Source organism: Phenylobacterium sp. (assembly GCF_030693625.1).
GTDB lineage: Bacteria > Pseudomonadota > Alphaproteobacteria > Caulobacterales > Caulobacteraceae > Phenylobacterium > Phenylobacterium ferrooxidans.
This window is the reverse complement of sequence record NZ_JAUYAF010000063.1, coordinates 70,814-92,087: the sequence shown is the minus strand read 5'-3', so window position 1 is coordinate 92,087 and position 21,274 is coordinate 70,814. Positions and strand designations below refer to the sequence as shown.

The following is a 21,274-nucleotide window of genomic DNA, read 5'->3' as shown; positions in this document are numbered from 1 at the left end:
AGGATGACGGGGGAGGGGATGGGCCGGGGCTCACCAGGCCAACAGGTCGAGCCCTGGCACGTCCTGGAAGTCCGCCGGGTTCTGGGTGACCAGGGTGGCGCGGTGGACCAGGGCCTGGGCCGCGATCATCCGGTCCAATAGCTTGCGCCGGGAATAGCCGGCAGACTCCATGATCACCCGGTGGGCGTCGGCGGCCGCGTCGTCGAAGGCCAGGACCGGCAGGGCGGCCAGGATGGCGTCGAGCCGGGGGCGGCGCAGGCTGGCCTGCGACGGATCGCGATGCACCCCGCCCTCGAGCTCCACGCGGCTGACGATCGACATCAGGATGGCGCCGTCCAGGGCCGAGACCCGGTTGGTGACCGTCGAGTCGCCGTCGCGCAGGCCGATCAGGACATTGGTGTCGAGCAGGAAGGCGGCCACGGCTCAGAGGCCCGGTCGCTCGGGCAGGTCCTCGACATCGCGGATCTCGATCTCGCGGGGCGCGGGGAGCGCCGCTAGGGTCTTGACCAGATCCCCGATAGGCGGCCGGCTCGGATAGATGGTCAGCACGTCGCCGGAGCGGATGATGGTCAGCTCCACCTCGCGGCCAAAGGCGACGCCCTTGGGCAGGCGAACGGCTTCGCTGTTCCCACTCCGGAAGGTGCGGCTGTCGGCGATGGTCATGGCGTCGCTCCACGTGATGACGTGTATATACGAAATCGCGACGGCGCCTTCAAGACGCGGCGCCTGCACCCCCCGAGATCACGGGGACAGGAGCACGGTTCCCCGGTAGGTAGGCCCTCGGTCTTCCAACCGCGCGAGGCGCCATGATCCCTGACTGCGCCCATGAGTCGGCGCCGCACGCCTCAACCCGCAAGGCAGGTTAGCGCCTTTGACCGTCCTCCGCGTCATCCTCGCCGACCAGCTCTCCACCCGGCTGGCGGTCGTAGCGGCCGCCGACAAGGAACACGACGTCTTCCTGATGGCCGAGGTGATGGCCGAGGCGTCGTACGTGAACCACCACGTCAAGAAGATCGCCTTCCTGTTTTCCGCCATGCGCCACTACGCCCAGGCCCTGCGGGCGGCGGGGTATCAGGTGCGCTATGTGGCGCTGGAGGATGCGGGGAACAGCCAGAGCCTGCAGGGCGAGATCCTGCGGGCGGTGGCGGACCTGGCGCCTGACCGGGTGGTGGTCACCGAGCCGGGGGAGTGGCGGCTGCGGGAGGGGTTCGAGGCGCTGAAGCTGGCCCTGCCGGTCAAGCTCGACATCCTGCCCGACACGCGGTTCCTGTGCTCGCACGACGCGTTCAACGCCTGGGCTGGCGACCGGCGCGAGCTGCGGATGGAGTACTTCTACCGCGAGATGCGCAAGCGCCACGAGGTGCTGATGGAGCCGGACGGCAAGCCGGCCGGGGGCCGCTGGAACTTTGATACGGAGAACCGCAAGCCGCCCAAGGCGGGGCTCAAGTCTCCGCCGCGCCTGAGCTTCAAGAAGGATGCGATCACTCGCGAGGCGCTGGAGCTGGTGCGGCGGCGGTTCCCGGATGGCTACGGTCGGCTGGAGCCCTTCCATTTCGCGGTGACGCGGCGCCAGGCCCTGCGCGAGCTGGACCACTTCATCGCCCATGTGCTGCCGGGGTTCGGCGACTATCAGGACGCCATGGTGGCGGGCGAGCCCTGGCTGCGTCACTCGCTGCTGGCGGCCTATATCAATGCGGGCCTGCTCTATCCGCTGGAAGTGTGCCGCAAGGCCGAGGCCGCCCATCGCGAGGGCCATGCGCCGCTGAACGCCGCCGAAGGGTTCATCCGCCAGATCCTCGGCTGGCGGGAGTTTGTGCGCGGCGTCTACTGGCGTTTCATGCCGGGCTATCTCGAGCAGAACGCCCTGGAGGCCAGAGAGCCGCTGCCCTGGTTCTACTGGAGCGGCGAGACGCGCATGGCCTGCATGCGCGAGGCCCTGGCCCACACCTATGACCACGCCTATTCGCATCACATCCAGCGGCTGATGATCACCGGAAACTTCGCTTTGGTGGCGGGCCTGGCGCCCAAGGCGGTGCACGAGTGGTACCTGGCGGTCTATGCCGACGCCTATGAGTGGGTCGAGGCGCCCAACACGCTCGGCATGGCCCTGCACGCCGATGGCGGGGTGCTGGCCTCCAAGCCCTATGCGGCCAGCGGCGCCTATATCCGTAAGATGAGCAACTACTGCCAGGGCTGCGCCTATGACCCCACCGTGGCGGTCGGGGACCGGGCGTGCCCGTTCAACGCCCTCTACTGGGACTTCATGGCCCGCCACCGCGAGCGGTTCAGCCGCAACGCCCGCATGCCCTTCGTCTACGCCACCTGGGACAGGATGGGGCCCGAGCGGCAGGCGGGCCTGCGCGATCAGGCGCAGCAGCACCTGACCGCCATGCGCGAGGGAGGACTGTGAAGGGCGTGGCCAAGGCCGACCTGCCCACCAAGCTGTGCGCGGTGTGCGGGCGGCCTTTCACCTGGCGCAAGAAGTGGGCGAAGGTGTGGGACGAGGTGCGCTACTGCTCGGACGCCTGCCGCGGGCGGCGAAGCGGGGAAACCTGACGGGCACACCTCTCAGGATAGGGCCTCTGCGATGTTCGATTCAAAGCTGCGACCGTGGATCGATCCGCCGCTGAAACGCTTGGGGCTGGCGCTGGCGCGGCGGGGGATCACGGCCGACCAGGTGACCGTGGCGGGCGCGGTGGCGGGCGGCGTGGCGGGTTTGGCCATCGGGTTGCAGCAGCCGCTGGCAGGGCTGGCGCTGATCGCGCTGAGCCGGATGCTGGACGGCCTGGACGGGGCGATCGCGCGGGCCACCCGGCCCACGGACTTCGGCGGCTATCTCGACATCCTGTGCGACTACGTCTTCTACCTGGCCGTACCCCTGGGGTTCGGGTTCGCCGAGCCGGCGCATCTGCCCTACGCCCTGGCCCTGGTGGCCAGCTTCACCCTGACCGCCGTGAGCTTCCTGGCCTATGCGACCCTGGCGGCCAAGCGCGGGCTGGAGAGCGTGAGCCACGGCGCCAAGAGCTTCTTCTACAGCACCGGCCTGGCCGAGGGCGCCGAGACCATCGCGGCCTTCGTGCTGATGTGCCTGTTTCCCGCCGCGTTCCCGGTGATCGCCAGTCTGTTAACGGTCCTGTGCCTGCTGACCGTGGTTCAGAGGAGTCTGATCGCCCGGGCCGAGTTCCGCCAAGACCGCTAGATCGTACCGACTCGCCTGCCTGGTTGACGGCAGACCCCGTCGCCCTTCCAACTGCACTATGGAAACCCGGGGCCGAGATCATGAGATTTAACCTTGCGCGGCTGTCGCTGGCCGTTTCCCTGCTGATCCCCGTCTATTTCATGGCCGCGGCCCTGGGGGTGAAGTTCGGCCTGTGGCCCTGGCAGTTCGGACTGGGGGTGCTGATCGCGAAGTTCGCCCTGCCGGTTTTGGGGATCGGCCTGGCCCTGGCCCTGATCGCCCTGATCGCCTGCCTGGTCCGCGCGCCCCGGCGGGGCTGGGCCATCGCCCTGGCGGCGCTGCTGATCCCGGCGCTGGGGGTCGGCTACCTGGCCACGGTGCGGGCGCGGGGCGCGGCCATTCCGCCGATCCACGATATCGCCACCAACGTGGTCGACCCGCCGATCCACTCGGCGAGGGTGCTGGCGGACCGCCAGGCGCAGGGCGCCAATCCGGTCAACGCGCTGAGTGCGAAGATGTCGACGCTGAAGCCCTATCAGGCGCCGCAGTTCGCGGCCCTGGGCCCACGGACCCTGGGCGAGGTCGGGCAGGCTGCCTATCCGGCCGTCAAGACGCTGGCGGTGTCGGCGACCCCCGCTGCGACCTATGACGCCGCCCAGGCGCAGGCCCGCGCCGAGGGCTGGACGCTCGCGGCCGGTGCGCCGAGCTCGGGGGTGATCGAGGCGACGGCGGAGACCTTCTGGTTCGGCTTCAAGGACGACGTGGCCGTGCGTATCCGGCGCGCCCCCGACGGCGAGGGTTCGCTCGTCGATGTGCGCTCCACCTCGCGGGTGGGGCTGAGCGATCTGGGGGCCAACGCCGCCCGTATCGAGGCCTATCTTGCGGGGCTGTCGAAGCGGTTGGCGAAGGGGTGAGGTCCAACCGGCAGTGACGGGGGTCCGCAGGCTGGCCCTGGTGGGCGCGGGCCATGCGCATCTGCACGTCATCCACCACCTCGATCGCCTGCGGGCGGCCGCTGTCGAGCCGACCCTGATCGCGCCGCGTCAGTTCCACTATTCGGGCCTGGCCACCGGCGTGCTCTCGGGCGCCCTCGAGGTGGCGGCGGCGCGCGTCGACGTGGGCGCGCTGGCGGCGCGACTGGGGGTGGCTTACCTTGCCTGCGAGGCGTCGGACATCGACCTGGCCCGGCGGCGCCTGATCCTGGACGACGGGACAGAACACGAATTTGACCGGCTCTCCCTCAATGTGGGGAGCGTCACCCGAGACCGCCGGGGCCTGGCGGCGGATCCCGGCGTCTGGACCGCCAAGCCCCTGGACAGGCTGCTTGATCTCCGGAGCGCGATCGAAAGGTTCCTGCGGGCCAGGGGCCGCTCTCCCAGCGTTGTCGTGGCCGGGGGCGGACCGTCGGGATTTGAGATCGCCGCCGCGCTGGCCGGGCTTCTGGAGCGTCACCGCGTGGTTCCAGATGTGAGCCTGGTGGGCGCGGCGTCCGGCTGGGCGCCGGCGGCGCCGATCACCCGGCTGACGCGCTCCCTGGCTCGGCGCGGCGTGGTGGTCCTGCCGGGCGAGGTCCTGGCGCGGGCGGGTGACCACTGTGTGCTGTCAGAGGGCGCGCAGCGGCCCTGCGACATGCTGGTGCTGGCCACCGGCCTGGAGGCTGCGCCGATCATCGCGGCCCTGGGATTGCCGGTGGACGGCCGCGGACGCCTGCGGGTCACGCCCGAATTGCGGTCGATCAACGACGAGGGTGTCTTCGCCGCCGGCGACTGCGGCGTGATCGACCTTGAGCCTAGGCCGATGGCCGGCGTCTTCGGCGTGCGGGCCGCGCCGACCCTCTTGTGCAACCTCACGGCGACAGCGGCCGGCGGCCTCGAGCCCTACCTTCCGCAGCGGCGGTGGCTTTCGATCATGGACCTTGGCGACGGCTCGGGCCTGGCGCTGCGCGGACGGTTCTGGTGGCAGGGGCGCAGCGCCCTGTGGCTCAAGCGCCGCCTGGACGTCGGGTTTGTCGCGCGGGTCAGGCGAACCGCTTGAGGATCGACACCAGCATCCGTGTCCGGTCGGAAAACAGGGCCGGTGTGTACCACTGGCCGGCCAGCCGCTTGCCGATCTCGCTGCGGACCGGATAGGGCGCGATGGCGCTGGTCATCTGACTGAGTTTCAGCCGCGACGACAACATCAGCGCCCAGATGTGAATGTGATCGCCGGCATGTCGCCCCACGATGGTGACGCCCAGCACCTTGCCCTTGCTGGTGGTGACCAGCTTGCCGAAGCCGCGGGTGTCGCCCTCCGCCTGGGCCCGGTCGTTGTCGGTGAATTCGAACGTCTCGACCCGAATGCTGTCGCCGTGGGCCTTGCGCGCCTCGTCCTCATTGATCCCGATGGCCGCGAGTTCAGGGTCCGCATAGGTCACCCTTGGGACCTGTAGGTCGTCGGCGTCGACGGGCAGGGCGAAGATCGCGCGGCGGACCACCAGGCCCGCATGAGCGCCGGCCAAGTGGGTGAACTGTCCGCGGCCGGCAGCGTCCCCGACGGCGTAGACCCGACGGTTGCTGCTGCGCAGGGACTTGTCGGTTCGAATGCCGTTGCGGTCGTAGGCCACCCCCGCACGATCGAGGTCGAGCGTTTCCAAGGCCGGCTGGCGGCCCACCGCCACCAGCAGGTGGGAGCCTGTAATGGCGCGTTCGCCCGCCTCGGACTGCACGATGACCGTCGGCCCCGCCTCCACCCGCACGGCCTTGTGTCCGCCCAGCAGCTCGATCCCGTCGGCCTCGAGCTGGTCGATGACGACCTGGGCCGCGCCGCGGTCCTCGCGGCCGAGGACTTCGCCGGCCTCGATGATGACCACCTCGGCGCCCAGCCTGCGGAAGGCCTGGCCCAGCTCGATCCCGATAGGCCCGCCGCCAAGCACGATCAGCCGTTCCGGCAGCGCCTTCAGGTCGAACACCGTCTCGTTGGTGAGATAAGGGACCTGATCGAGTCCCGGGATCGGCGGAACCGCGGCCCGCGACCCGGTGGCCACGACGATCTTGCGACCCACGACCCGGACGCTTTCGCTGGCCACGGTGCGGGCGTCCACGAACCGGGCGGATTCGCGCACCACGGTGACCCCCAAGCCTTCAAACCGAGACTGGCTGTCGACCGGGGCGATGGTGGCGATAGTGGCGTGCACGTGGGCCATCACGCGGGTGAAATCGACCGTCACGCCTTCGGTCGTCACACCAAGCCGGCCACCTGGGCGGGCGTCGTGGGCGGCGGTGGCGGCTGCGATCAGGGCCTTGGAGGGGACGCAGCCATAGTTGAGGCAGTCCCCACCCATCTCGCCCTTTTCGAACAGTACGACCTTCAGGCCGAGCTGGGCCGCGCCGGCGGCGACGGAAAGCCCGCCAGAGCCGGCGCCGATGACCACGATATCGGCCCGCATCTTTGCGATCTTGCTCATAGCGCCGGGCCCGATCTGGCGCGATGCCGCTGGAACAGGGTCGTCCCGAGGGAGAGGAGGCCGAGGGCGACCAGCGGCAGCAGGATCTTCGGCTCGAAGATCACGCCCAGATCGGGGGTCTCTCCCCGGGACAACAGTTCTCCGATGCCGGCGCCTATGCCGCTGTAGATGAAGGTGGCGGGCATGATGCCGAAGAACGTCGCCAGGGCGTAGGCTCGCAACGGCGCATGGGCCAGGGCGGCGGCCACGTTGACCAGCCAGAACGGGGCAAGAGGGATCAGACGCAGGGTGAGGATGTAGCCGAAGGCGCCCGCCTGAACACCGTCGATCACCGCTTTCAGGCGGCCCCCCGAAGCTTCCGCGCGATCCCGAAGCGTCTGGCCGAGGGAGGTCCTCACCGCATAGAAGACCAGCACCGCACCGATGGTGGCGCCGATAACCGTGGCGGCTCCGCCCAGCCAGGTTCCGAACAGGTATCCGCCCGTCAGGGTCAGGATGGTGGCACCCGGCAGGCTGACCGCCGTGGCCACGGCATAGATCACCACGAAGGCCGCCAGGGCCAAGGGTAACCGCTCCGTCACCAGCTGACGCAGGGCGGCCTCATTGGCCTGGAGCGCTTCGAGGCTGATGTAGCGCGTGACCCCGCTGGCCAACATGGCGCCGACGGCGACCAGCAGCAGCAACAGGGGGAGATACCGTTTGACGTGGCCCATTGGATCTCCGGTGGCGCGTTGAACACCCCGTCATAGGGTAAGCTGACGCTGTGATCGACTCATCGCAGCGCTTCGCCGCCCATAGGGCCCGCTATCGCGGCCTCACGGTCACCTGGCGGGCGCCCAAGGGCTACGCCGACTGGACATCGCTCTCGAACTCTGGCGCCTAGCGCGCACTTGGCTCGGCGCCAGTTCGGGCGACTTCAGGGATGTGAGACACGTGAACAGGATTGAGGCGCTGGCGCAGCTGACTGGCCAGGGGCTGCCCTATGAGCTGACCGAGATCGAGGCGTTGGGCCGCCGGGTGCGGGCCTTCGCCAATGCGCCGGTCAACCTGCGGACCCTGTTCGAAGCCGGGCGCAGCGACCTGCCGTTCATCGTCTATGAGGACGAGCGGCTGACATTCGAGCAGGCGTGGGCGCAGTCGCAGCGGCTGGCGGCGGCGATGGTGGCCGACTATGGCGTGGCCAAGGGCGACCGGGTCGCCATCTCCATGCGCAACTATCCGGAATGGATCCTGGGCTTCATGGCGGCCACCTCGATCGGGGCGATCGCGGTGGCGATGAACGCCCTGTGGCAGCCGCACGAGATGGAATACGGGCTGAAAGATAGCGGCGCCAAGCTGCTGCTGGCCGACCAGGAGCGGCTGGACCGCCTGGCCGCCTGCGAGGCGCAGCCCGAGGGCCTGTCGGTCATCGCGGTGCGGGCGACGTCGCCGCTGGCGGCGGGTGTGCGCAGCTATGGCGAGGTGATGGCCGGCGCGGGCGACGCGCCGCCGGCGCGCGAGGTCGGCCCCGACGACGACGCCATCATGCTCTACACCTCGGGCTCGACCGGGCATCCCAAGGGGGCGGTCTCCACCCATCGCAACATCATGTCGGCCCTGCTGTCCTGGGAGCTGGACGCCCAGGCCGGCATGCTGGCCGGGTTCGCGCCGGTGGCGGGCGGGCCGCAGCCGGCGGCGCTGCTGTCGATCCCGCTGTTCCACGTCTCGGGACTTCACGTCAGCCTGCTGCAGAGCTTCCGCGCCCAGCGCCGGCTGGTCTGCATGTACAAGTGGGACCCGGCCCGCGCCGTCGAGATCATCGAGCGCGAGCGCATCACCGGCTTCAACGGCCCGCCGGCGGTGACTGGCGACCTCGTGGAGATCGCCCGGCGCGAGGGCCGCGACCTCAGCTCGCTGATCGCCGTGGGCGGCGGCGGGGCGAGCCGCGCGCCCGAACAGGTCCGCGCCATCGACAAGGCCTTCCCCAACGCCGCCCCCAACACCGGCTGGGGCATGACCGAGACCAACGCCATCGGCACCAGCATCGCCGGCGCCGACTACCTGGCCCATCCGGCCAGCTCGGGGCGGGTGTCAGGCGTGCTGGACATCCGCATCGTCGATGAGGCGGGCGTTGAGCAACCCCGCATGGCGCGGGGCGAGCTGCAGATCCGGGGCGCCTCGATCATGCGCGGCTACTGGAACCGGCCCGACGCCAACGCCGAGACCTTCGTGGACGGCTGGATGCGCACCGGCGACGTGGCCTATGTGGACGAGGACGGCTTCGTCTACATCGTCGACCGCATCAAGGACCTGGTGATCCGCGGCGGGGAGAACATCGGCTGCGGGGCGGTGGAGGCCGCGATCCTGGAGCATCCCGAGGTGCTGGAGGCTAGCGTCTACGGCGTGCCGGACGAACGGTTGGGCGAGGAGGTGGGGGCGACGATCCATGCCCGTTCGCCCATCGACGAGGCCGAGCTGCGGGCCTTCCTCGAGCCGCGTCTGGCCCGGTTCGAAATCCCCCGATACTTCCATTTCGCCACCGAACCCTTGCCACGCATCGCCTCTGGCAAGATCCTCAAGCGGCAACTGCGGGACGAGGCGGCCGCGCGCTGGGGCTGAGCCTCGTCGAGAGAAGGAGCCGCCGATGGTCAGGGCCGCCTGTCACTGTGGAGCCGTTCGGATCACCCTGGAGCCGGCGCCGGCCTGGGTGCTGGATTGCAACTGTTCGATCTGCCGCCGCTACGGCGTGCTCTGGGCCTACCGCTCCGATCCCATCGGCAAGACCGAACTCAGCGTGGAGCTCGTCCAGGGCGAGGACGCGGTTGAGGCCTATATCTGGGGCAACCGGTGGATCGGTTTCTGGCGCTGCAAGGCCTGCGGCTGCGTCACCCACCACACCGCCCTGGACCAGCCCTCGACGATCCGCGCGGTCAACGCCCGCATGTTCGTGAACTTCGATCCCGCCAGCGTGATCCTCCACCGGAGCGACAACGCCCACACCGGCGCCTTCTGGACCCGGCCGGACGCCCCGATCCGGAAGGGCGGCCAGCCGCCGATGGACCCGCCCCGGCCTGACGACTGGCGCTAGGGAGGCGGCCCGCGCCCTCCTAGGCCGGGTCCCCATGCCGCGCGTGGCGAAAGGGGCTGGCGGCCAGGAAGAGGGTGACGGCCACGAAGCCCGCTATGGCGATCCAGAAGGTGGGGCGATAGCCCAGGGTGTCGGCCAGCCAGCCGCCCAGGGGCGCGCCGATCACGATCATGGCCCGGTTCAGGGAGCGCATGGTGGTGTTCATGCGGGCCTGCAGGGCGTCCGGCGTCACGGCCTGACGGTAGCCCATCTCGTTGGCGTTGGAGGCGCCCATGGCCAGGCCGTAGAGACCCTGGCCGACCGCCAGCGCCGCCAGGGTCCAGGCGCCGCCCGCGGCGGGGGCCAGGGCGATGACCGCCCATGCGCCGGGCATCAGGGCGCGGCAGGCGATCACCGCCCCGCCGGCTCCCCAGGCGCGTCCGATCCGGGTGGCCAGCAGGCTGCCCACCAGTCCGGTGACCCCTGCGGCGGCCAGCGCCAGCCCCATCTCGAACGGGGTGAGCTTCAGCTCCAGCAGGACGAAGGGCACGAAGACGGTGGTCAGCATGGAATTGAACAGGAACCAGCCGTGGGTGCCGACCGCAAAGGGGCTGAGCACCCGGTGGCGGTAGACGAAGGCCAGGCCCTCGCCGATCTCCCGGCGCAGGTGCGGGCGGAGGCCGGCGGCCGCGCGGCGCGGCTCCTCCACCGGAATGCGCCAGACCACCAGGGCGGAGACCAGGTAGGAGGCGGCGTCCACCAGCACGGCCAGGGGCGCGCCCACCGCGCTGATCAGGGCGCCGGCCACCGCCGGGCCGGAGGTCTGGGCCGCCGAGGCGCCCTGGTCCAGGCGGGCGTTGGCGGCCAGCAGGAAGGGGGCGGGAACCAGGCGCGGCACGAAGGACTGGGAGGCCGCGTCATTCAGCAGGGTCAGCACCCCAAACAGGGCCACGAACACCATCAGCAGCGGCAGGCTGAGCCCGCCCAGCCACCACAGCGCCGGGATCGCGCCCAGCAGGACGGCGCGGCCAAGGTCGGTCCCCACCAGCAGAGGCTTGCGCCGCCAGCGGTCCACCAGGGCGCCGATGATCAGGCCGAGCGCCAGATAGGGCAGCCACCGCGAGGCGTTCAGCAGGCCAACATCGGTAGCGCCGCCTTGCAGGGTCACCACCACCATAACCTGCAGGGCCAGGGTGGTGATGTAGGTCCCGAACTCCGAGACCGTTTCGGCGCTCCAGAAGGCCAGGAAGCCGGGGAGGCGGAAGACGTCGCGAGCTTTTGAACCTTTCATCCCACCGCCGCTCCCCAAGACGCGCCGCTATCTTAGGGCTGCGGCCTTCGCGAGGGCCAGGGGCTGGCCCGGAATCAGGGTCGACATGGCCACTGGGAAACGTCTAGGTTGTACCTGCGGTGCGTAGGCCGCGCTTAGAGCCGGGGGGCTTTCCCAGATGAAACGCATCGTTGCGGCGGTGGCCGCTTGCTGGCTGCTGGCCGCCTGCACGACCACCAGCACTCAACTGGCCTTCAAGGACGCGCCAAAGCCCCCGGCCGGCGCGCGCATCATCCTATTGCAGCCGGAAGTGCACCTCGCGGTCTTGACCGCATCGGGCCTCCAGGAGGCCCGCGCCGACTGGAGCCAGCAGGGCGAGGACAACCTGGCGGCCGAGATGTCGGCCTCGCTTAAGGCGCGCGCCCATCAGTTCAGGATGATCGATCCGGAAGGCGCGATGGAGGGACGGACCGGCCAGTTGCTGCGGCTTAACGAGGCCGTCACCCGATCCATCCCCTACGGCTACATCCCCACCAAAAAGGGTGCGTTCGACTGGACACTGGGGGAGGGCGCCCAGGCGCTCGGCAGCGCCTACGAGGCCGACTATGCCCTGTTCGTCACCGCGCGCGGAACCTATGCGAGCGGCGGTCGGGTCGTGGCCATGATCGGTTTCGCGGCCTTGGGGGTGAGCGTCCCCTTGGGAAACCAGTACGCCATGGCGTCCCTGGTGGACCTCAAGACCGGCCGAATCGTCTGGTACAATACTGCGCTGGCAGGCCCCAACGCCGACATGCGCCAGCCAGACGGCGCCAAGCTGCTGGTTACGGCGATGCTCAAGGACGCGCCGCTCTGAGGGCTTCATTGCGCGCCGGGTTACTGGCGGCCGTCGCGGTCGCCAGCCTGGCCGTCGGCTCCGCCGCCCAGGCGCAGCGGCTGGCCGGCGTGCGCCCCGACCTAGCCAGCGACGAAGGCGGACTCTGGTCTGTGTCGGACAAGGCGGAGATCGGCGCACGGCAGTCGGCGGAGCTGGACCGCGACCCGGCTCTGAACGCCTATGTGCGTGACGTGGCCTGCAAGGTCGCGCGGGACCACTGCGCCGACATCCGGGTCTATGTGATGGACCGCCCGTTCTTCAACGCCTCCATGGCGCCCAACGGCTATACTGAGGTCTGGTCGGGAACGCTGCTGCGGGCCGCCGACGAGGCGCAGCTCGCCTTCATCCTGGGTCATGAGATCAGTCATTTCGACCGCAACCACTCGCTGACCTCCTGGCGGCGGAGGAAGTCGACGGCGAACGCCATGATGGTGCTCTCCGCTGGAGTGGCGGTGGTGGGTGTGGCCGCGGCGAGCAGCGCCCACACCTACGACGGGGCAAGCTCCATTATGGATGCGACCCGGGGCCTGATCGACGTGGTCTATCTGGCTGGCATGGCCTCGTTGTTCGGATTTGACCGGGCTAACGAGTTGGAGGCCGACCGCCTGGGCCTCGGTCGCGCCGCGCAGGCCGGCTATAGGCCAGCGGCGGCGACCGAGATCTGGCGCGCGCAGATGGACGAGACCCAGGCGTCGGATTTCAAGCGGGTGCGCAATTCGGGCGCCCGCACCAACATATTCGCCAGCCATCCGGTGGACGCCGAGCGAATACAGGCGCTGCAGGCCGACTTGAAGGCTCTACCCGACGCCGGAGCACCCGGCCGCGCCCGGCATCGGACGGCGATCCGGCCGCACCTCGCCGCATGGCTGCGGGACGACCTGAGACGGCGCGACTTCGGCCAGACCCTGCATCTCATCGACCGGCTGGCCAGGGACGGCGAGGATCTGGGCGTGCTCAACTTCTATCGCGGCGAGGCCTATCGCCAACGGCGGGGCGATGGCGATCTCGCCCTGGCGCGGGAGGCCTATCTGGCCGCGGCGGCTTATTCAGACGCCCCCGTCGCCGTGTGGCGCGAGCTCGGCGATCTGCGGCGCAAGGAGGGCGACCCGGCCGGCGCCAAGGCCGCTTACGACAACTACCTGACCAAGGCGCCCGCCGCGGAGGACGCTTGGATCGTGCAAGACAGCCTGAACAGCCTGACATCGGGGAAATGACCATGCGTTTTGTAACTCGGCCCCTGGCCGCCGCTCTCGTCGCGCTCGCCCTGGCGGGCTGCGCCACCGTGACCGCCGCCCCGGCCGGCCGCTTCCAGGCAGGCGCCGGCCAAGAGGTGACCCTGGGCCGCATGTGGTCGGACATCACCCCGATCATGATCAACAGGGGCAAGAAGGTGCGGGTGCTGTCCATCGACGGCCCCCTGCTGAACGCCCTCTATGTAGGCAGTGGTCTGGTCCCCGGTGACAACATCGTGAGGTCGTATGTGAAGGAGCGCCCGACTCCGCTGATGCGCGCCGGGATGTCGGCCAGCGAAAGGCTGGAATTCGTCTCCGACAGCGTGGCGGCCATGGGGTATCAACGGGTGGAGCTGGTCCGCCCCCGCGCCGCGCTGTTGGGTGGGGCGCCCGGCGTGCGCTTCGATCTGAACGCCAGCACCAGTGAGGGCCTGGGGATCAAGGGCACGGGCGTTGTCGCCGAGGTTTCGGGCAAGCTCTACCTGACAGTCTATCTCGCGCCGGCCGAGCACTACTTCCAGGCCAGCCTCCCGGAGGTGGAGTCGATCCTGGCTTCCGCCCGGATCACCGGCTAGCCGCCATATGGGAGGTCGTCGCGACAGAGGGGCGGAGCGCGTACTCTAGAGCCGCGGCAGCCACATCCCCATCGCCACCAGCAGCACGCCCACGGCCGTCGCCAGGCTGAGAACGAGCAGAAGCGCGGCCATGGCGCCCTTGGCGCCCGCGCCGCCCCGCGCTCCGGCCGCCAGGTAGAGCTCCAGGATCACCAGGGGCAGGAGCACGTGGGCGAAGGCCAGGAAGATGTCGAAGGGGCCGTCGAAGGCGGCGGTGTGCCCCACTGGGCCCTGGTTGGCGGCGAACCACAGCATCATGCCCAGTCGGTAGAACCAGACAGCGTTGATCACCAGGAAGAGGCGCAGGGCCCAGCGCCGGTGGCTGACGAAGGCCCGCGCTCGCGCCGTGCGCCAGGCCTGGGCGGCGAAGGTCAGGACCAGGGCGGCGTTGAGGGCGTTGCCGACCGTCATATAGATCCCCGCCACCGCGCCGCGGGTCAGCGCGATGAAGAGGCCGCTCGTCGCCGCCACGACCGCGACAGCGACGAATAGACGTCCGTTCCACCGGTGCAGCGCAGGCGCGCGGGCGCGGATCTGGGGGACCAGTTGCAGCGCCCCGCTCAGGGTGACGATGAAGGCCGTCGCCAGGTGGGCGCCGAGCGCCAGATTGCCCTCGAGGTCGCCGGCGACATAGCCGTGGCCGTCGGGCAGCACCCGGTTCCAACGGCTGATGTCGCCTCCCGCCAAACCCGCGCCATAGAGGGCGGCGATGTAGGCGCCAAAGGCCCACAGCCCCGCGACCGCGATCGCGTACCAAAGGACCGCCGAGGCCCGCAGCAGCCGTTCGGCTTTCGGCGCGGTGGACATGACTTTACTCTCCCGGCCGGTGAAGCTTCCTTGTGCGACCCTAGGGCGGCGCGCCCGGCCGTCGATGACCGCAGGACCCAGACTTGTGACCTCAGGGATCAACCGCACGGACCGGCCCACCGTCTCGGCGGGCTACGCCCAGGCGCTGCTGGACTTCGCGGTGTCGCTGGGGGCGGGACGGGCAGAGCTGCTGGCGCGGTCGGGGATCACGCCCGACGCCCTGACCGACCGTGACAACCGCGTGCCGCTGGCGAGCCATGTGGCGCTGATGCGGGCCGCCAAGGCGATCTGCGAGGCCCCTGACCTGGGCCTGCGGTTCGGCGCGGCGACGAACTTCGAGGAGGTGTCGCTGGTGGGGCTGATCTGCCGCGCCGCCGGGACCATGGGCGAGGCCCTGCAGCAGTTGAACCGCTACCGACGGCTGATCGCCGAGGTGGACCTGGGGGGCGGGGAGCGGTTCGAACTGGTCCCCCAGGGCGCGGAGCTGTGGCTGGAGGACCGCCGTCCCGACCCCAACGCCTTCCCGGAGCTCACCGAGGAGACCTTCGCCCGCTTTGTCTGCGAGGTCGCGCGCGGCTACGGCGACTTCCCCTTCGTGACGGCGGTGGAGGTGACCCATGCCAGGCCCGCCCATGCCGAGGCCTATGAGGCGGTGCTCAAGGCGCCGGTGGTGTTCGGCGCGGCGCGCAACGCCCTGCGGATCGAACCGTCCTGGCTGTCTCTGAAGACCCACGGCGCCAACCAGTATGTGTTCGGCATCTTCAACGACCGGGCGCAAGCCCTGCTGGCGCGGCTGGAGGCCACCCGCACCGTGCGCGGCGAGGTGGAGCGCCTGCTGATGCCGCGCCTCCACCTGGGGGCGGCCGGCATGGCGGCGACGGCCAGGGCCATGAACCTCAGCCGCCCGACCCTCTATCGCCGGCTGAAGGCCGAAGGGGTGAGCTACGAACAGGTGCTGGACGAGCTGCGCCAGGAGCTCGCCAAGACCTACCTTGCGCGGCTGTCGGTGAACGAGACCGCCTACCTGCTGGGCTTTTCCGACCGCAGCGCCTTTTCGCGGGCCTTCAAGCGGTGGACCGGACAGGGGCCGCGCGGCTGGAAGGACGGCTAGGCCCGGCGCAGCACGCCGCTGGCCATGAGCGGCGTGAGCAGGCCGGCCATCAGCAGGGTGTTGGAGACCGCGTTGAGGCCAAAGCCGGTGGCGACGGAGATGCCTGAGTCGATCACGTACCAGACCACCGCGCTGGCGAGCCCGCCGCGCCAAGCCGGCCCGCCCGCCGCGCCCAGCCTGTGAGCTGCGTCGAAGGTCACGAGCAGGGTGAGCGCCCAGCCGAGGGTGACCGCCCCCATCAGACCCACCGCGAAACGCATCTGTGCGCTCAGGATCAGGTCCTCGGGGCCGTTCAGCACATCGAAGAGCAGGCGGGTCGGACCGCTCGTGGCCTCGAAGCCGGCCCCGGCCAGGACCAGACCGAACAGGACGACCGCCCAGCCCCAGACCGTCAACCAGTTGCGCCAGAACCTCGACATCGCTTCACCTCCCGTTTCACCTGGGATCAGACTAGGGGCGGCGTAGAAGCGGCGCCATTACCCGCCAGGTCATGGCCGCGGTGTTTCCGCTTGGAACCTCGGATGTTTTCACCGATTGGAGGCGGACCAATCTTTGAGGGACTGACCGATGGCTTCCGGCCTTGCGGCGCTGCTGGACGACGTTGCGGCGATCGCCAAGATCGCGGCGGCCTCGGTGGACGACGTGGCCGGCGCGGCGGGCAAGGCCGGGTCCAAGGCCGTGGGGGTGGTGGTGGATGACGCCGCCGTGACCCCCGGCTACGCCATGGGCTTCACCCCGGACCGCGAGCTGCCCATCGTCTGGAAGATCGCGCTGGGCTCGCTGCGCAACAAGTTCATCTTCCTGCTGCCCGGGGCCTTGGCGCTCAGCGTCTTCGCGCCCTGGCTGGTGACGCCGCTGCTGATGATCGGCGGGACCTATCTGGCCTTTGAGGCCAGCGAGAAGATCCTGGAGGCCTTCGTGCCGCACGAGGCGGGCGAGGAGATGGAGGAGCTGGCGCTCAGCTCCACCGCCCTGGAGGACCAGAAGGTGGCCGGCGCCATCCGCACCGACCTGATCCTGTCGGCGGAAATCATGTTCATCGCCCTGGCCGACCTGGCCGGGCGGCCCTTCCCGATCCAGGCCGTCGCCCTGGCGGTCGTGGGCCTGGCGATCACGGTCGGCGTCTACGGCGTGGTGGGCCTGTTGGTGAAGATGGACGACATCGGCCTGCACCTGGCGAAGGGCGGCACACGGGGCGGCCGCGCCCTGGGACGGGGCCTGGTGAAGGCCATGCCGGTCCTGCTGTCCGGCCTGGCGACCATCGGCACCGCGGCCATGCTGTGGGTCGGCGGTGGCATCCTGGTGCACGGCCTCGAGCACTACGGATGGATGGCGATCCCGCACCTGGTGGAGGGTCTTTCCCATTGGGCGGGCGCGGCGCCCGGCGTCGGCGCGATCACCGGCTGGCTCGGCTTCGCGGTGGGTTCAGCAGTTGTGGGCCTGGCGGCTGGTGCGGTGATCGTGGGCCTCGTCCACTTGGTCGGAAGGCTGCGGTCTCCGGCCTGAATCTATTCCGGTCCACCCGCCGGGACAGGGGCGGCATGGACCACGACGGTCTTGACGTTGACGAACTCGCGGATGCCGAAGCCAGCGCATTCGCGGCCGAAGCCGGAATCCTTGACGCCTCCGAAAGGCAGGCGGCTGTCGGATCGGACGTTCTGGTTCACGAAGCTCATGCCCGCCTCCAGCTCTTCGGTCGCGATCCGTTCACCGCGGGCCAGATCGCCGGTCAGGACGCCGGAGCCGAGACCGAAGGGCGAGTCATTGGCGATGCGGATGGCGTCGGCCTCATCGCGGGCTTCGATCACCGCAGCGACAGGGCCGAACACCTCATCGTCGTAGGCCGGCATGCCGGGGACGACGCTGGCCAGGACCGTGGCCGGATACCAGGCGCCGGGCTGGTTGGGGACTTGGCCACCCAGCAGCAGGCGGGCGCCCTTGGCGAGGCTCTCGGTGACCTGACGGTGGATCCCGTCGCGGGCCTCGACGCTCTGCAGCGGGCCGAGCTTGGTGTCCCTGGCGCGCGGGTCGCCCATCTCAAAGGCGCGCATGGCCTCAACAAGTGCGATCTCGAAGGCCTCTCGGATCTCGGCGACGACGATGAACCTCTTTCCGGCGATGCAGCTCTGGCCGGCATTGACCATGCGGGCGGCCGCGGCGATCTCCGCCGCGCCGGCCACGTCGACGTCCTCCAGCACCAGGTAGGCGTCGCTGCCTCCCAGCTCCAGCACGCTCTTCTTCAGCACGGCCGCCGCCTGTGAGGCCACCTGCTTGCCCGCCGGAACGCTGCCGGTGAGGCTGACGGCGGCGATCGCGGGATCTTCGATAATCAGCTTCACGGCCTTGCTCGGGATCAGCAGGGTGCGGAAGGCGTCGGCCGGGAAACCGGCCTCGCGGAACACCTCCTCCAGCGCGAGCGCGCAGCCGGGCACGTTGCTGGCGTGCTTCAGCACCGCGGTGTTTCCCGCCATCAAGGTGGGCGCGGCGAAGCGGATCACCTGCCAGAAGGGGAAGTTCCAGGGCATGACCGCCAGGATGGTCCCCAGGGGCCGGAAGGCGACCTTGGCCTTGGGGCCGCCCATGTCCACGGGCTGGTCGGCGAGGTAGGCCTCAGCCTGCTCGGCGAAGTGGTCGCAGTGGGCGGCGCATTTTTCGATCTCGGCCAAGCCCTCTGTGAGGGTCTTGCCCATCTCATCGGTCATGAGCGCCGCGAACTCCGGCGCGCGGCCGCGCAACACCTGCCCGGCGCGGCGCATCGGGGCGGCGCGCTCGGCGAAGTTGGTGCGCTTCCAGGTGTCGAAGCAGGCCCGTGCGGCGCGGGCGATCGCCAAGGATTCCTGGTCGGTATGGCCGACATAGGAACGGCCCGGCTGACCCGTGGCGGGATCGTGGGCCTGGAAAGTGGGCTGGGCGGCCATGGCTCGGCTCCGGATGCTGTGGAAAGGGAGAGAACCGCCGGCGACGGCCGGAGTTGCCCGTTCGGCGCGATGAGCGCCGGCGGTCCGGTCATGGCAAGCTCTAGGTCGCCGGCGGGTGGTCGGGCTGCAGGGCGCGGACCTCGATGGGCAGGGTGATGGCCTTGGCGAAGCGGCCCCCCCAGGCCAGGGCGGCGGTCTCGTCGGCGACCTCGATGACCGTGAACCCGCCGATCTGCGCCTTGGCCTCGACGAAGGGGCCGTCGGTGACCTGGACCTCCCCATCCTGCAGCTTCAGCACCTTGGCGCCCGAGGGCGGCGTCAGGCCCGCGGCGAACACCCGGGCGCCGGCGGCGCTGAGATCGGCGTTGACCTTGACCAGGTCCGCCATGATCGGCCCCAGGAATTCCGGCGGCGGGGGCGGACCGTCGGGCTGGATGATGCTGAGCAGGTAGCGGGGCATGGCGGTATCTCCTGACGTCGGGCCGACGCGACCCTGCAGACTCATCGAACGGGCGAGGTCGAAATCGACAGGCCCAGGACTCTTTCCTCCTCTGTCGCGCAGCGAACGGGGGAGAAAAGCGTGGCTCAGACGGGCTGTTCCGCAGGCTGGTTGAAGGCCCAGTGGACGCCGAACGGGTCCGCCATGGCGCCGTAATAGTCGCCCCAGAACATCACCTGCGGCTCGGAGGTGGGCTTGCCGCCCGCGTCCACGGCGCGCTTCCACCAGCCGTCGAGGTCGGCGACCACCAGCTGCATGGTGAAGCTGTGCGAGGGCTGATGGCCGTAGCCGCTCTCCGGGAAGGCGTCGCTGAGCATCAGGGAGCCGCCGTTGATCTCCAGGTGGATATGCATGAAGCGCTTGCCGTCGTCGGCGGGCATACGGCGCAGCTCCTGGGCGCCGAAGGCCTTCTGGTAGAACTCGGCGGCGGCGCCCGCGCCCTCGACGCTGAGATAGGGGATGACGCCCTTGAAGACGGGATCGAGGGTTTGGGTCATGGCGATGCTCCAAGTGCGCGCCCCTGCGGCGCGACGGTCTCAGGACGAATGGCGAGGCCCCGATCCGACATCGAATGGTGTTTTCGCTGCGTCTGACTCAGGCGCTCCTGGCGTGGTCCTGCTGCAGTCGGTCCAGGTGCATGCGGATATGGGCCGCTTCGGCCGGCGTATTGGCCAGCGCGATGGCGCGGTTGAAGGCCTCGCGGGCGTCGTCGGTGCGGCCGAGCTGCAGCAGCAGGGCGCCGCGGGCGCCGAAATAGTGGAAGTAGCCGCCCAGGCGATTGGCCAGGGGCTCGATCATGTCCAGCGCCGCCTGGGCCCCGCGCACCTTCGACACCGCCACCGCGCGGTTCAGGGTGATGACGGGCGAGGGGGTCATGATCTCCAGCGTCGCATAGAGGTGGTCGATCTGCCCCCAGTCGGTGTCCTCGAACCGGGCGGCGCGGGCATGCAAAGCGGCGATGGCGGCCTGCACCTGATAGGCGCCCGGCCGGCGATGGCGCATGGCCTTGTCGATCAGGGCCAGGCCCTCGGCGATGTTGCGCGCGCTCCACAGCGTGCGGTCCTGGTCCTCCAGGAGGATCACGTCGCCGGCGGCGTCGAAGCGGGCCGCCGCACGGGCGTGCTGCAGGAGCAGCAGGGCGGTCAGGCCCATGATCTCCGGCTCGGCCTGGAACAGGCGCAGCAGCAGGCGCGAAAGCCGGATGGCCTCTTCGCAAAGTGGGCTGCGGGCGGCGATCTCGGCCCCGCCCGCGGAATAGCCCTCGTTGAACAGCAGGTAGACCATGGCCGCCACCGCGCCGAGCCGCTCGGAGCGCTCCACCGCGCCCGGGGTCTCGAAGGGCACGTCGGCGCGGGCGATCTTGGCCTTGGCCCGGGTGATCCGCTGCTCCATGGCGCTCTCGCCCACCAGGAAGGCGCGGGCGATCTGCTTGACGGAAAGCCCCGAGACAATCCGCAGGGCGACGGCGATCTGTTGGGTGGGTTGCAGATCTGGATGGCAGCAGATGAACAGCAGCCGCAGGATATCGTCGCGGTAGTGCGCCCCGTCCAGCCGGTCGGCCATCGGGGTTTCCACGTCGTCGAGGTCGGAGATCAGGTCCTCCGGCGGAAGGGCCGTCTGCTTGGCCTGGCGGCGGACCTGGTCGATGGCGGCGTTGCGCCCCACCATGATCAGCCAGGCGGCGGCGTCACGGGGCGGGCCGTTTTCGGGCCAGGACTTCAGCGCCCGCAGGCAGGCGTTCTGGAAGGCCTCCTCGGCGGTGTCGAGGTCGCGGAAATAGCGCAGCAAGGCGCCGACGGCCTGGGGCCGGGCGGCGGTGATCGCCTGCTCGATCCAGGCCAGGTCGCTCATGCCACGTCGCCGCCCGGCAGGAAGAGGCGGATCGGGCGAATCTCGTAGCCGCCGCCCGAGCCGGGATTGGCCTTGGTGAGCTCCTTGGCGGTCTCGATGGCCTCCTCGAGGTCCTTGCACTCCAGGACATAGAAGCCGAGCAGCTGCTCCTTGGTCTCCACGAAGGGGCCGTCGGTGATCAGGCCGCCCTCGCGGTGCAGGCTGGTGGCCGCGGTGGTGGGGAGCAGGCGCAGCGAGGGGCCGAGGCGGCCCTGGGCGTGCAGCTTCTGATGCACGACGTCGAGGTCGGCCATGACCTTGTCGTCCTCTTCCTGGCTCCAGGAATAGACGATCTCTTCGGAGTTGTAGCAGAGGATGGCGTAGAGCATCTGGGCGTCCCTGATCGAGGCTAGGACGAACGAGTATGCCCTCAGCCGACAGGGGGCCGAAGAA

General features: G+C 69.8%; 24 protein-coding genes. 12 read left to right on the top strand and 12 right to left on the bottom strand.

Annotated features, from left to right (window positions below):
• Nucleotides 1-30: 30 nt before the first annotated feature.
• Together Q8N10_RS13560 and Q8N10_RS13555 are read right to left on the bottom strand one after the other, a co-directional pair.
• Nucleotides 31-420, bottom strand: coding sequence for a PIN domain-containing protein (locus Q8N10_RS13560; protein ID WP_304783203.1), 390 nt, complete (start codon nucleotides 418-420; stop codon nucleotides 31-33).
• Between the two features lie 3 nt (nucleotides 421-423).
• Nucleotides 424-663: an antitoxin gene (locus tag Q8N10_RS13555; RefSeq protein WP_304783200.1), complete on the bottom strand. Its 240-nt coding sequence runs from the start codon at nucleotides 661-663 to the stop codon at nucleotides 424-426.
• A 208-nt stretch (nucleotides 664-871) separates the two neighbouring features.
• Here Q8N10_RS13555 and Q8N10_RS13550 point away from each other — a divergent pair, with 208 nt between their 5' ends.
• The 5 genes from Q8N10_RS13550 (at nucleotide 872) to Q8N10_RS13530 (ending at nucleotide 5,212) form a co-directional block, all read left to right on the top strand.
• Entirely contained in the window at nucleotides 872-2,410 is a 1,539-nt protein-coding gene (locus Q8N10_RS13550; protein ID WP_304783197.1) for a cryptochrome/photolyase family protein, read from the top strand.
• Complete coding sequence (locus tag Q8N10_RS13545) at nucleotides 2,407-2,556, top strand: DUF2256 domain-containing protein (protein WP_304783194.1); 150 nt, start codon at nucleotides 2,407-2,409, stop codon at nucleotides 2,554-2,556. The genes Q8N10_RS13550 and Q8N10_RS13545 overlap by 4 nt, the downstream gene beginning before the upstream one ends.
• Before the next feature lie 31 nt (nucleotides 2,557-2,587).
• Entirely contained in the window at nucleotides 2,588-3,199 is a 612-nt protein-coding gene (locus Q8N10_RS13540) for a CDP-alcohol phosphatidyltransferase family protein (protein WP_304783191.1), read from the top strand.
• Between the two features lie 80 nt (nucleotides 3,200-3,279).
• A complete protein-coding gene (locus tag Q8N10_RS13535; protein WP_304783187.1) occupies nucleotides 3,280-4,092 on the top strand; it encodes a DUF1499 domain-containing protein in 813 nt (270 codons plus the stop codon).
• 13 nt (nucleotides 4,093-4,105) lie between these two features.
• The gene (locus Q8N10_RS13530) at nucleotides 4,106-5,212 is read left to right on the top strand and encodes an NAD(P)/FAD-dependent oxidoreductase (protein WP_304783185.1); all 1,107 of its coding nucleotides are present in this window, start codon (nucleotides 4,106-4,108) and stop codon (nucleotides 5,210-5,212) included.
• Here Q8N10_RS13530 and Q8N10_RS13525 read toward each other — a convergent pair.
• Both Q8N10_RS13525 and Q8N10_RS13520 read right to left on the bottom strand, forming a co-directional pair.
• Complete coding sequence (locus tag Q8N10_RS13525; RefSeq protein WP_304783182.1) at nucleotides 5,196-6,620, bottom strand: NAD(P)/FAD-dependent oxidoreductase; 1,425 nt, start codon at nucleotides 6,618-6,620, stop codon at nucleotides 5,196-5,198. The genes Q8N10_RS13530 and Q8N10_RS13525 overlap by 17 nt on opposite strands.
• Nucleotides 6,617-7,333, bottom strand: a complete 717-nt coding sequence (locus Q8N10_RS13520; protein ID WP_304783179.1) for a TVP38/TMEM64 family protein — start codon at nucleotides 7,331-7,333, stop codon at nucleotides 6,617-6,619. The genes Q8N10_RS13525 and Q8N10_RS13520 overlap by 4 nt, the downstream gene beginning before the upstream one ends.
• Before the next feature lie 220 nt (nucleotides 7,334-7,553).
• Between Q8N10_RS13520 and Q8N10_RS13515 the strand changes: the two genes are divergently transcribed.
• Together Q8N10_RS13515 and Q8N10_RS13510 are read left to right on the top strand one after the other, a co-directional pair.
• Nucleotides 7,554-9,218 (top strand): class I adenylate-forming enzyme family protein, encoded by a 1,665-nt coding sequence (locus Q8N10_RS13515; RefSeq protein ID WP_304783176.1) that lies wholly within the window; start codon nucleotides 7,554-7,556, stop codon nucleotides 9,216-9,218.
• Nucleotides 9,219-9,243: 25 nt separating this feature from the next.
• Nucleotides 9,244-9,687: a GFA family protein gene (locus Q8N10_RS13510; RefSeq protein ID WP_304783173.1), complete on the top strand. Its 444-nt coding sequence runs from the start codon at nucleotides 9,244-9,246 to the stop codon at nucleotides 9,685-9,687.
• A gap of 19 nt (nucleotides 9,688-9,706) precedes the next feature.
• Here the strand turns inward: Q8N10_RS13510 and Q8N10_RS13505 are convergent, their stop codons facing one another.
• On the bottom strand, nucleotides 9,707-10,957 hold the full coding sequence (locus tag Q8N10_RS13505) for an MFS transporter (RefSeq protein WP_304783170.1): 1,251 nt from the start codon (nucleotides 10,955-10,957) through the stop codon (nucleotides 9,707-9,709).
• A 157-nt stretch (nucleotides 10,958-11,114) separates the two neighbouring features.
• On the opposite strand from Q8N10_RS13505, the gene Q8N10_RS13500 reads away from it, so the two are divergent.
• The 3 genes from Q8N10_RS13500 to Q8N10_RS13490 are packed head-to-tail and all read left to right on the top strand — an operon-like array spanning nucleotide 11,115 to nucleotide 13,617.
• Nucleotides 11,115-11,789, top strand: coding sequence for a hypothetical protein (locus Q8N10_RS13500; protein WP_304783167.1), 675 nt, complete (start codon nucleotides 11,115-11,117; stop codon nucleotides 11,787-11,789).
• 8 nt (nucleotides 11,790-11,797) lie between these two features.
• Nucleotides 11,798-13,024, top strand: a complete 1,227-nt coding sequence (locus tag Q8N10_RS13495; RefSeq protein WP_304783165.1) for a M48 family metallopeptidase — start codon at nucleotides 11,798-11,800, stop codon at nucleotides 13,022-13,024.
• A 2-nt stretch (nucleotides 13,025-13,026) separates the two neighbouring features.
• Complete coding sequence (locus Q8N10_RS13490; protein ID WP_304783162.1) at nucleotides 13,027-13,617, top strand: hypothetical protein; 591 nt, start codon at nucleotides 13,027-13,029, stop codon at nucleotides 13,615-13,617.
• A gap of 45 nt (nucleotides 13,618-13,662) precedes the next feature.
• Here the strand turns inward: Q8N10_RS13490 and Q8N10_RS13485 are convergent, their stop codons facing one another.
• On the bottom strand, nucleotides 13,663-14,463 hold the full coding sequence (locus tag Q8N10_RS13485) for a DUF2306 domain-containing protein (protein ID WP_304783158.1): 801 nt from the start codon (nucleotides 14,461-14,463) through the stop codon (nucleotides 13,663-13,665).
• Nucleotides 14,464-14,548: 85 nt separating this feature from the next.
• Here Q8N10_RS13485 and Q8N10_RS13480 point away from each other — a divergent pair, with 85 nt between their 5' ends.
• Nucleotides 14,549-15,574 carry an AraC family transcriptional regulator gene (locus tag Q8N10_RS13480; protein WP_304783151.1) on the top strand — a complete coding sequence of 342 codons (1,026 nt, stop codon included), beginning with the start codon at nucleotides 14,549-14,551 and terminating at the stop codon, nucleotides 15,572-15,574.
• Here the strand turns inward: Q8N10_RS13480 and Q8N10_RS13475 are convergent.
• A complete protein-coding gene (locus Q8N10_RS13475; RefSeq protein WP_304783148.1) occupies nucleotides 15,571-15,993 on the bottom strand; it encodes a hypothetical protein in 423 nt (140 codons plus the stop codon). The two genes, Q8N10_RS13480 and Q8N10_RS13475, sit on opposite strands and share 4 nt — an antisense overlap.
• A 148-nt stretch (nucleotides 15,994-16,141) precedes the next feature.
• Here Q8N10_RS13475 and Q8N10_RS13470 point away from each other — a divergent pair, with 148 nt between their 5' ends.
• A complete protein-coding gene (locus tag Q8N10_RS13470; protein WP_304783145.1) occupies nucleotides 16,142-17,080 on the top strand; it encodes a DUF808 domain-containing protein in 939 nt (312 codons plus the stop codon).
• 2 nt (nucleotides 17,081-17,082) lie between these two features.
• Here the strand turns inward: Q8N10_RS13470 and Q8N10_RS13465 are convergent, their stop codons facing one another.
• The 5 genes from Q8N10_RS13465 to Q8N10_RS13445 form a co-directional block, all read right to left on the bottom strand.
• Nucleotides 17,083-18,492, bottom strand: a complete 1,410-nt coding sequence (locus Q8N10_RS13465; RefSeq protein ID WP_304783142.1) for an NAD-dependent succinate-semialdehyde dehydrogenase — start codon at nucleotides 18,490-18,492, stop codon at nucleotides 17,083-17,085.
• Nucleotides 18,493-18,592: 100 nt separating this feature from the next.
• Entirely contained in the window at nucleotides 18,593-18,952 is a 360-nt protein-coding gene (locus Q8N10_RS13460) for a YciI family protein (protein WP_304783139.1), read from the bottom strand.
• Between the two features lie 125 nt (nucleotides 18,953-19,077).
• Nucleotides 19,078-19,488, bottom strand: coding sequence for a glyoxalase/bleomycin resistance/extradiol dioxygenase family protein (locus Q8N10_RS13455; protein WP_304783135.1), 411 nt, complete (start codon nucleotides 19,486-19,488; stop codon nucleotides 19,078-19,080).
• A 97-nt stretch (nucleotides 19,489-19,585) separates the two neighbouring features.
• Nucleotides 19,586-20,842, bottom strand: a complete 1,257-nt coding sequence (locus tag Q8N10_RS13450; RefSeq protein ID WP_304783133.1) for an RNA polymerase sigma factor — start codon at nucleotides 20,840-20,842, stop codon at nucleotides 19,586-19,588.
• Nucleotides 20,839-21,210, bottom strand: coding sequence for a YciI family protein (locus tag Q8N10_RS13445; RefSeq protein ID WP_304783130.1), 372 nt, complete (start codon nucleotides 21,208-21,210; stop codon nucleotides 20,839-20,841). The genes Q8N10_RS13450 and Q8N10_RS13445 overlap by 4 nt, the downstream gene beginning before the upstream one ends.
• Between the last annotated feature and the right edge of the window lie 64 nt (nucleotides 21,211-21,274).

Excerpts from the sequence above, each read along its gene's own strand:
- Q8N10_RS13555 (WP_304783200.1), bottom strand. The coding sequence starts at position 663 with ATGACCATCGCCGACAGCCGCACCTTCCGGAGTGGGAACAGCGAAGCC.
- Q8N10_RS13540 (WP_304783191.1), top strand. The coding sequence starts at position 2,588 with ATGTTCGATTCAAAGCTGCGACCGTGGATCGATCCGCCGCTGAAACGC.
- Q8N10_RS13535 (WP_304783187.1), top strand. The coding sequence starts at position 3,280 with ATGAGATTTAACCTTGCGCGGCTGTCGCTGGCCGTTTCCCTGCTGATC.
- Q8N10_RS13525 (WP_304783182.1), bottom strand. The coding sequence starts at position 6,620 with ATGAGCAAGATCGCAAAGATGCGGGCCGATATCGTGGTCATCGGCGCC.
- Q8N10_RS13520 (WP_304783179.1), bottom strand. The coding sequence starts at position 7,333 with ATGGGCCACGTCAAACGGTATCTCCCCCTGTTGCTGCTGCTGGTCGCC.
- Q8N10_RS13510 (WP_304783173.1), top strand. The coding sequence starts at position 9,244 with ATGGTCAGGGCCGCCTGTCACTGTGGAGCCGTTCGGATCACCCTGGAG.
- Q8N10_RS13505 (WP_304783170.1), bottom strand. The coding sequence starts at position 10,957 with ATGAAAGGTTCAAAAGCTCGCGACGTCTTCCGCCTCCCCGGCTTCCTG.
- Q8N10_RS13500 (WP_304783167.1), top strand. The coding sequence starts at position 11,115 with ATGAAACGCATCGTTGCGGCGGTGGCCGCTTGCTGGCTGCTGGCCGCC.
- Q8N10_RS13490 (WP_304783162.1), top strand. The coding sequence starts at position 13,027 with ATGCGTTTTGTAACTCGGCCCCTGGCCGCCGCTCTCGTCGCGCTCGCC.
- Q8N10_RS13485 (WP_304783158.1), bottom strand. The coding sequence starts at position 14,463 with ATGTCCACCGCGCCGAAAGCCGAACGGCTGCTGCGGGCCTCGGCGGTC.
- Q8N10_RS13475 (WP_304783148.1), bottom strand. The coding sequence starts at position 15,993 with ATGTCGAGGTTCTGGCGCAACTGGTTGACGGTCTGGGGCTGGGCGGTC.
- Q8N10_RS13470 (WP_304783145.1), top strand. The coding sequence starts at position 16,142 with ATGGCTTCCGGCCTTGCGGCGCTGCTGGACGACGTTGCGGCGATCGCC.
- Q8N10_RS13465 (WP_304783142.1), bottom strand. The coding sequence starts at position 18,492 with ATGGCCGCCCAGCCCACTTTCCAGGCCCACGATCCCGCCACGGGTCAG.
- Q8N10_RS13460 (WP_304783139.1), bottom strand. The coding sequence starts at position 18,952 with ATGCCCCGCTACCTGCTCAGCATCATCCAGCCCGACGGTCCGCCCCCG.
- Q8N10_RS13455 (WP_304783135.1), bottom strand. The coding sequence starts at position 19,488 with ATGACCCAAACCCTCGATCCCGTCTTCAAGGGCGTCATCCCCTATCTC.
- Q8N10_RS13450 (WP_304783133.1), bottom strand. The coding sequence starts at position 20,842 with ATGAGCGACCTGGCCTGGATCGAGCAGGCGATCACCGCCGCCCGGCCC.
- Q8N10_RS13445 (WP_304783130.1), bottom strand. The coding sequence starts at position 21,210 with ATGCTCTACGCCATCCTCTGCTACAACTCCGAAGAGATCGTCTATTCC.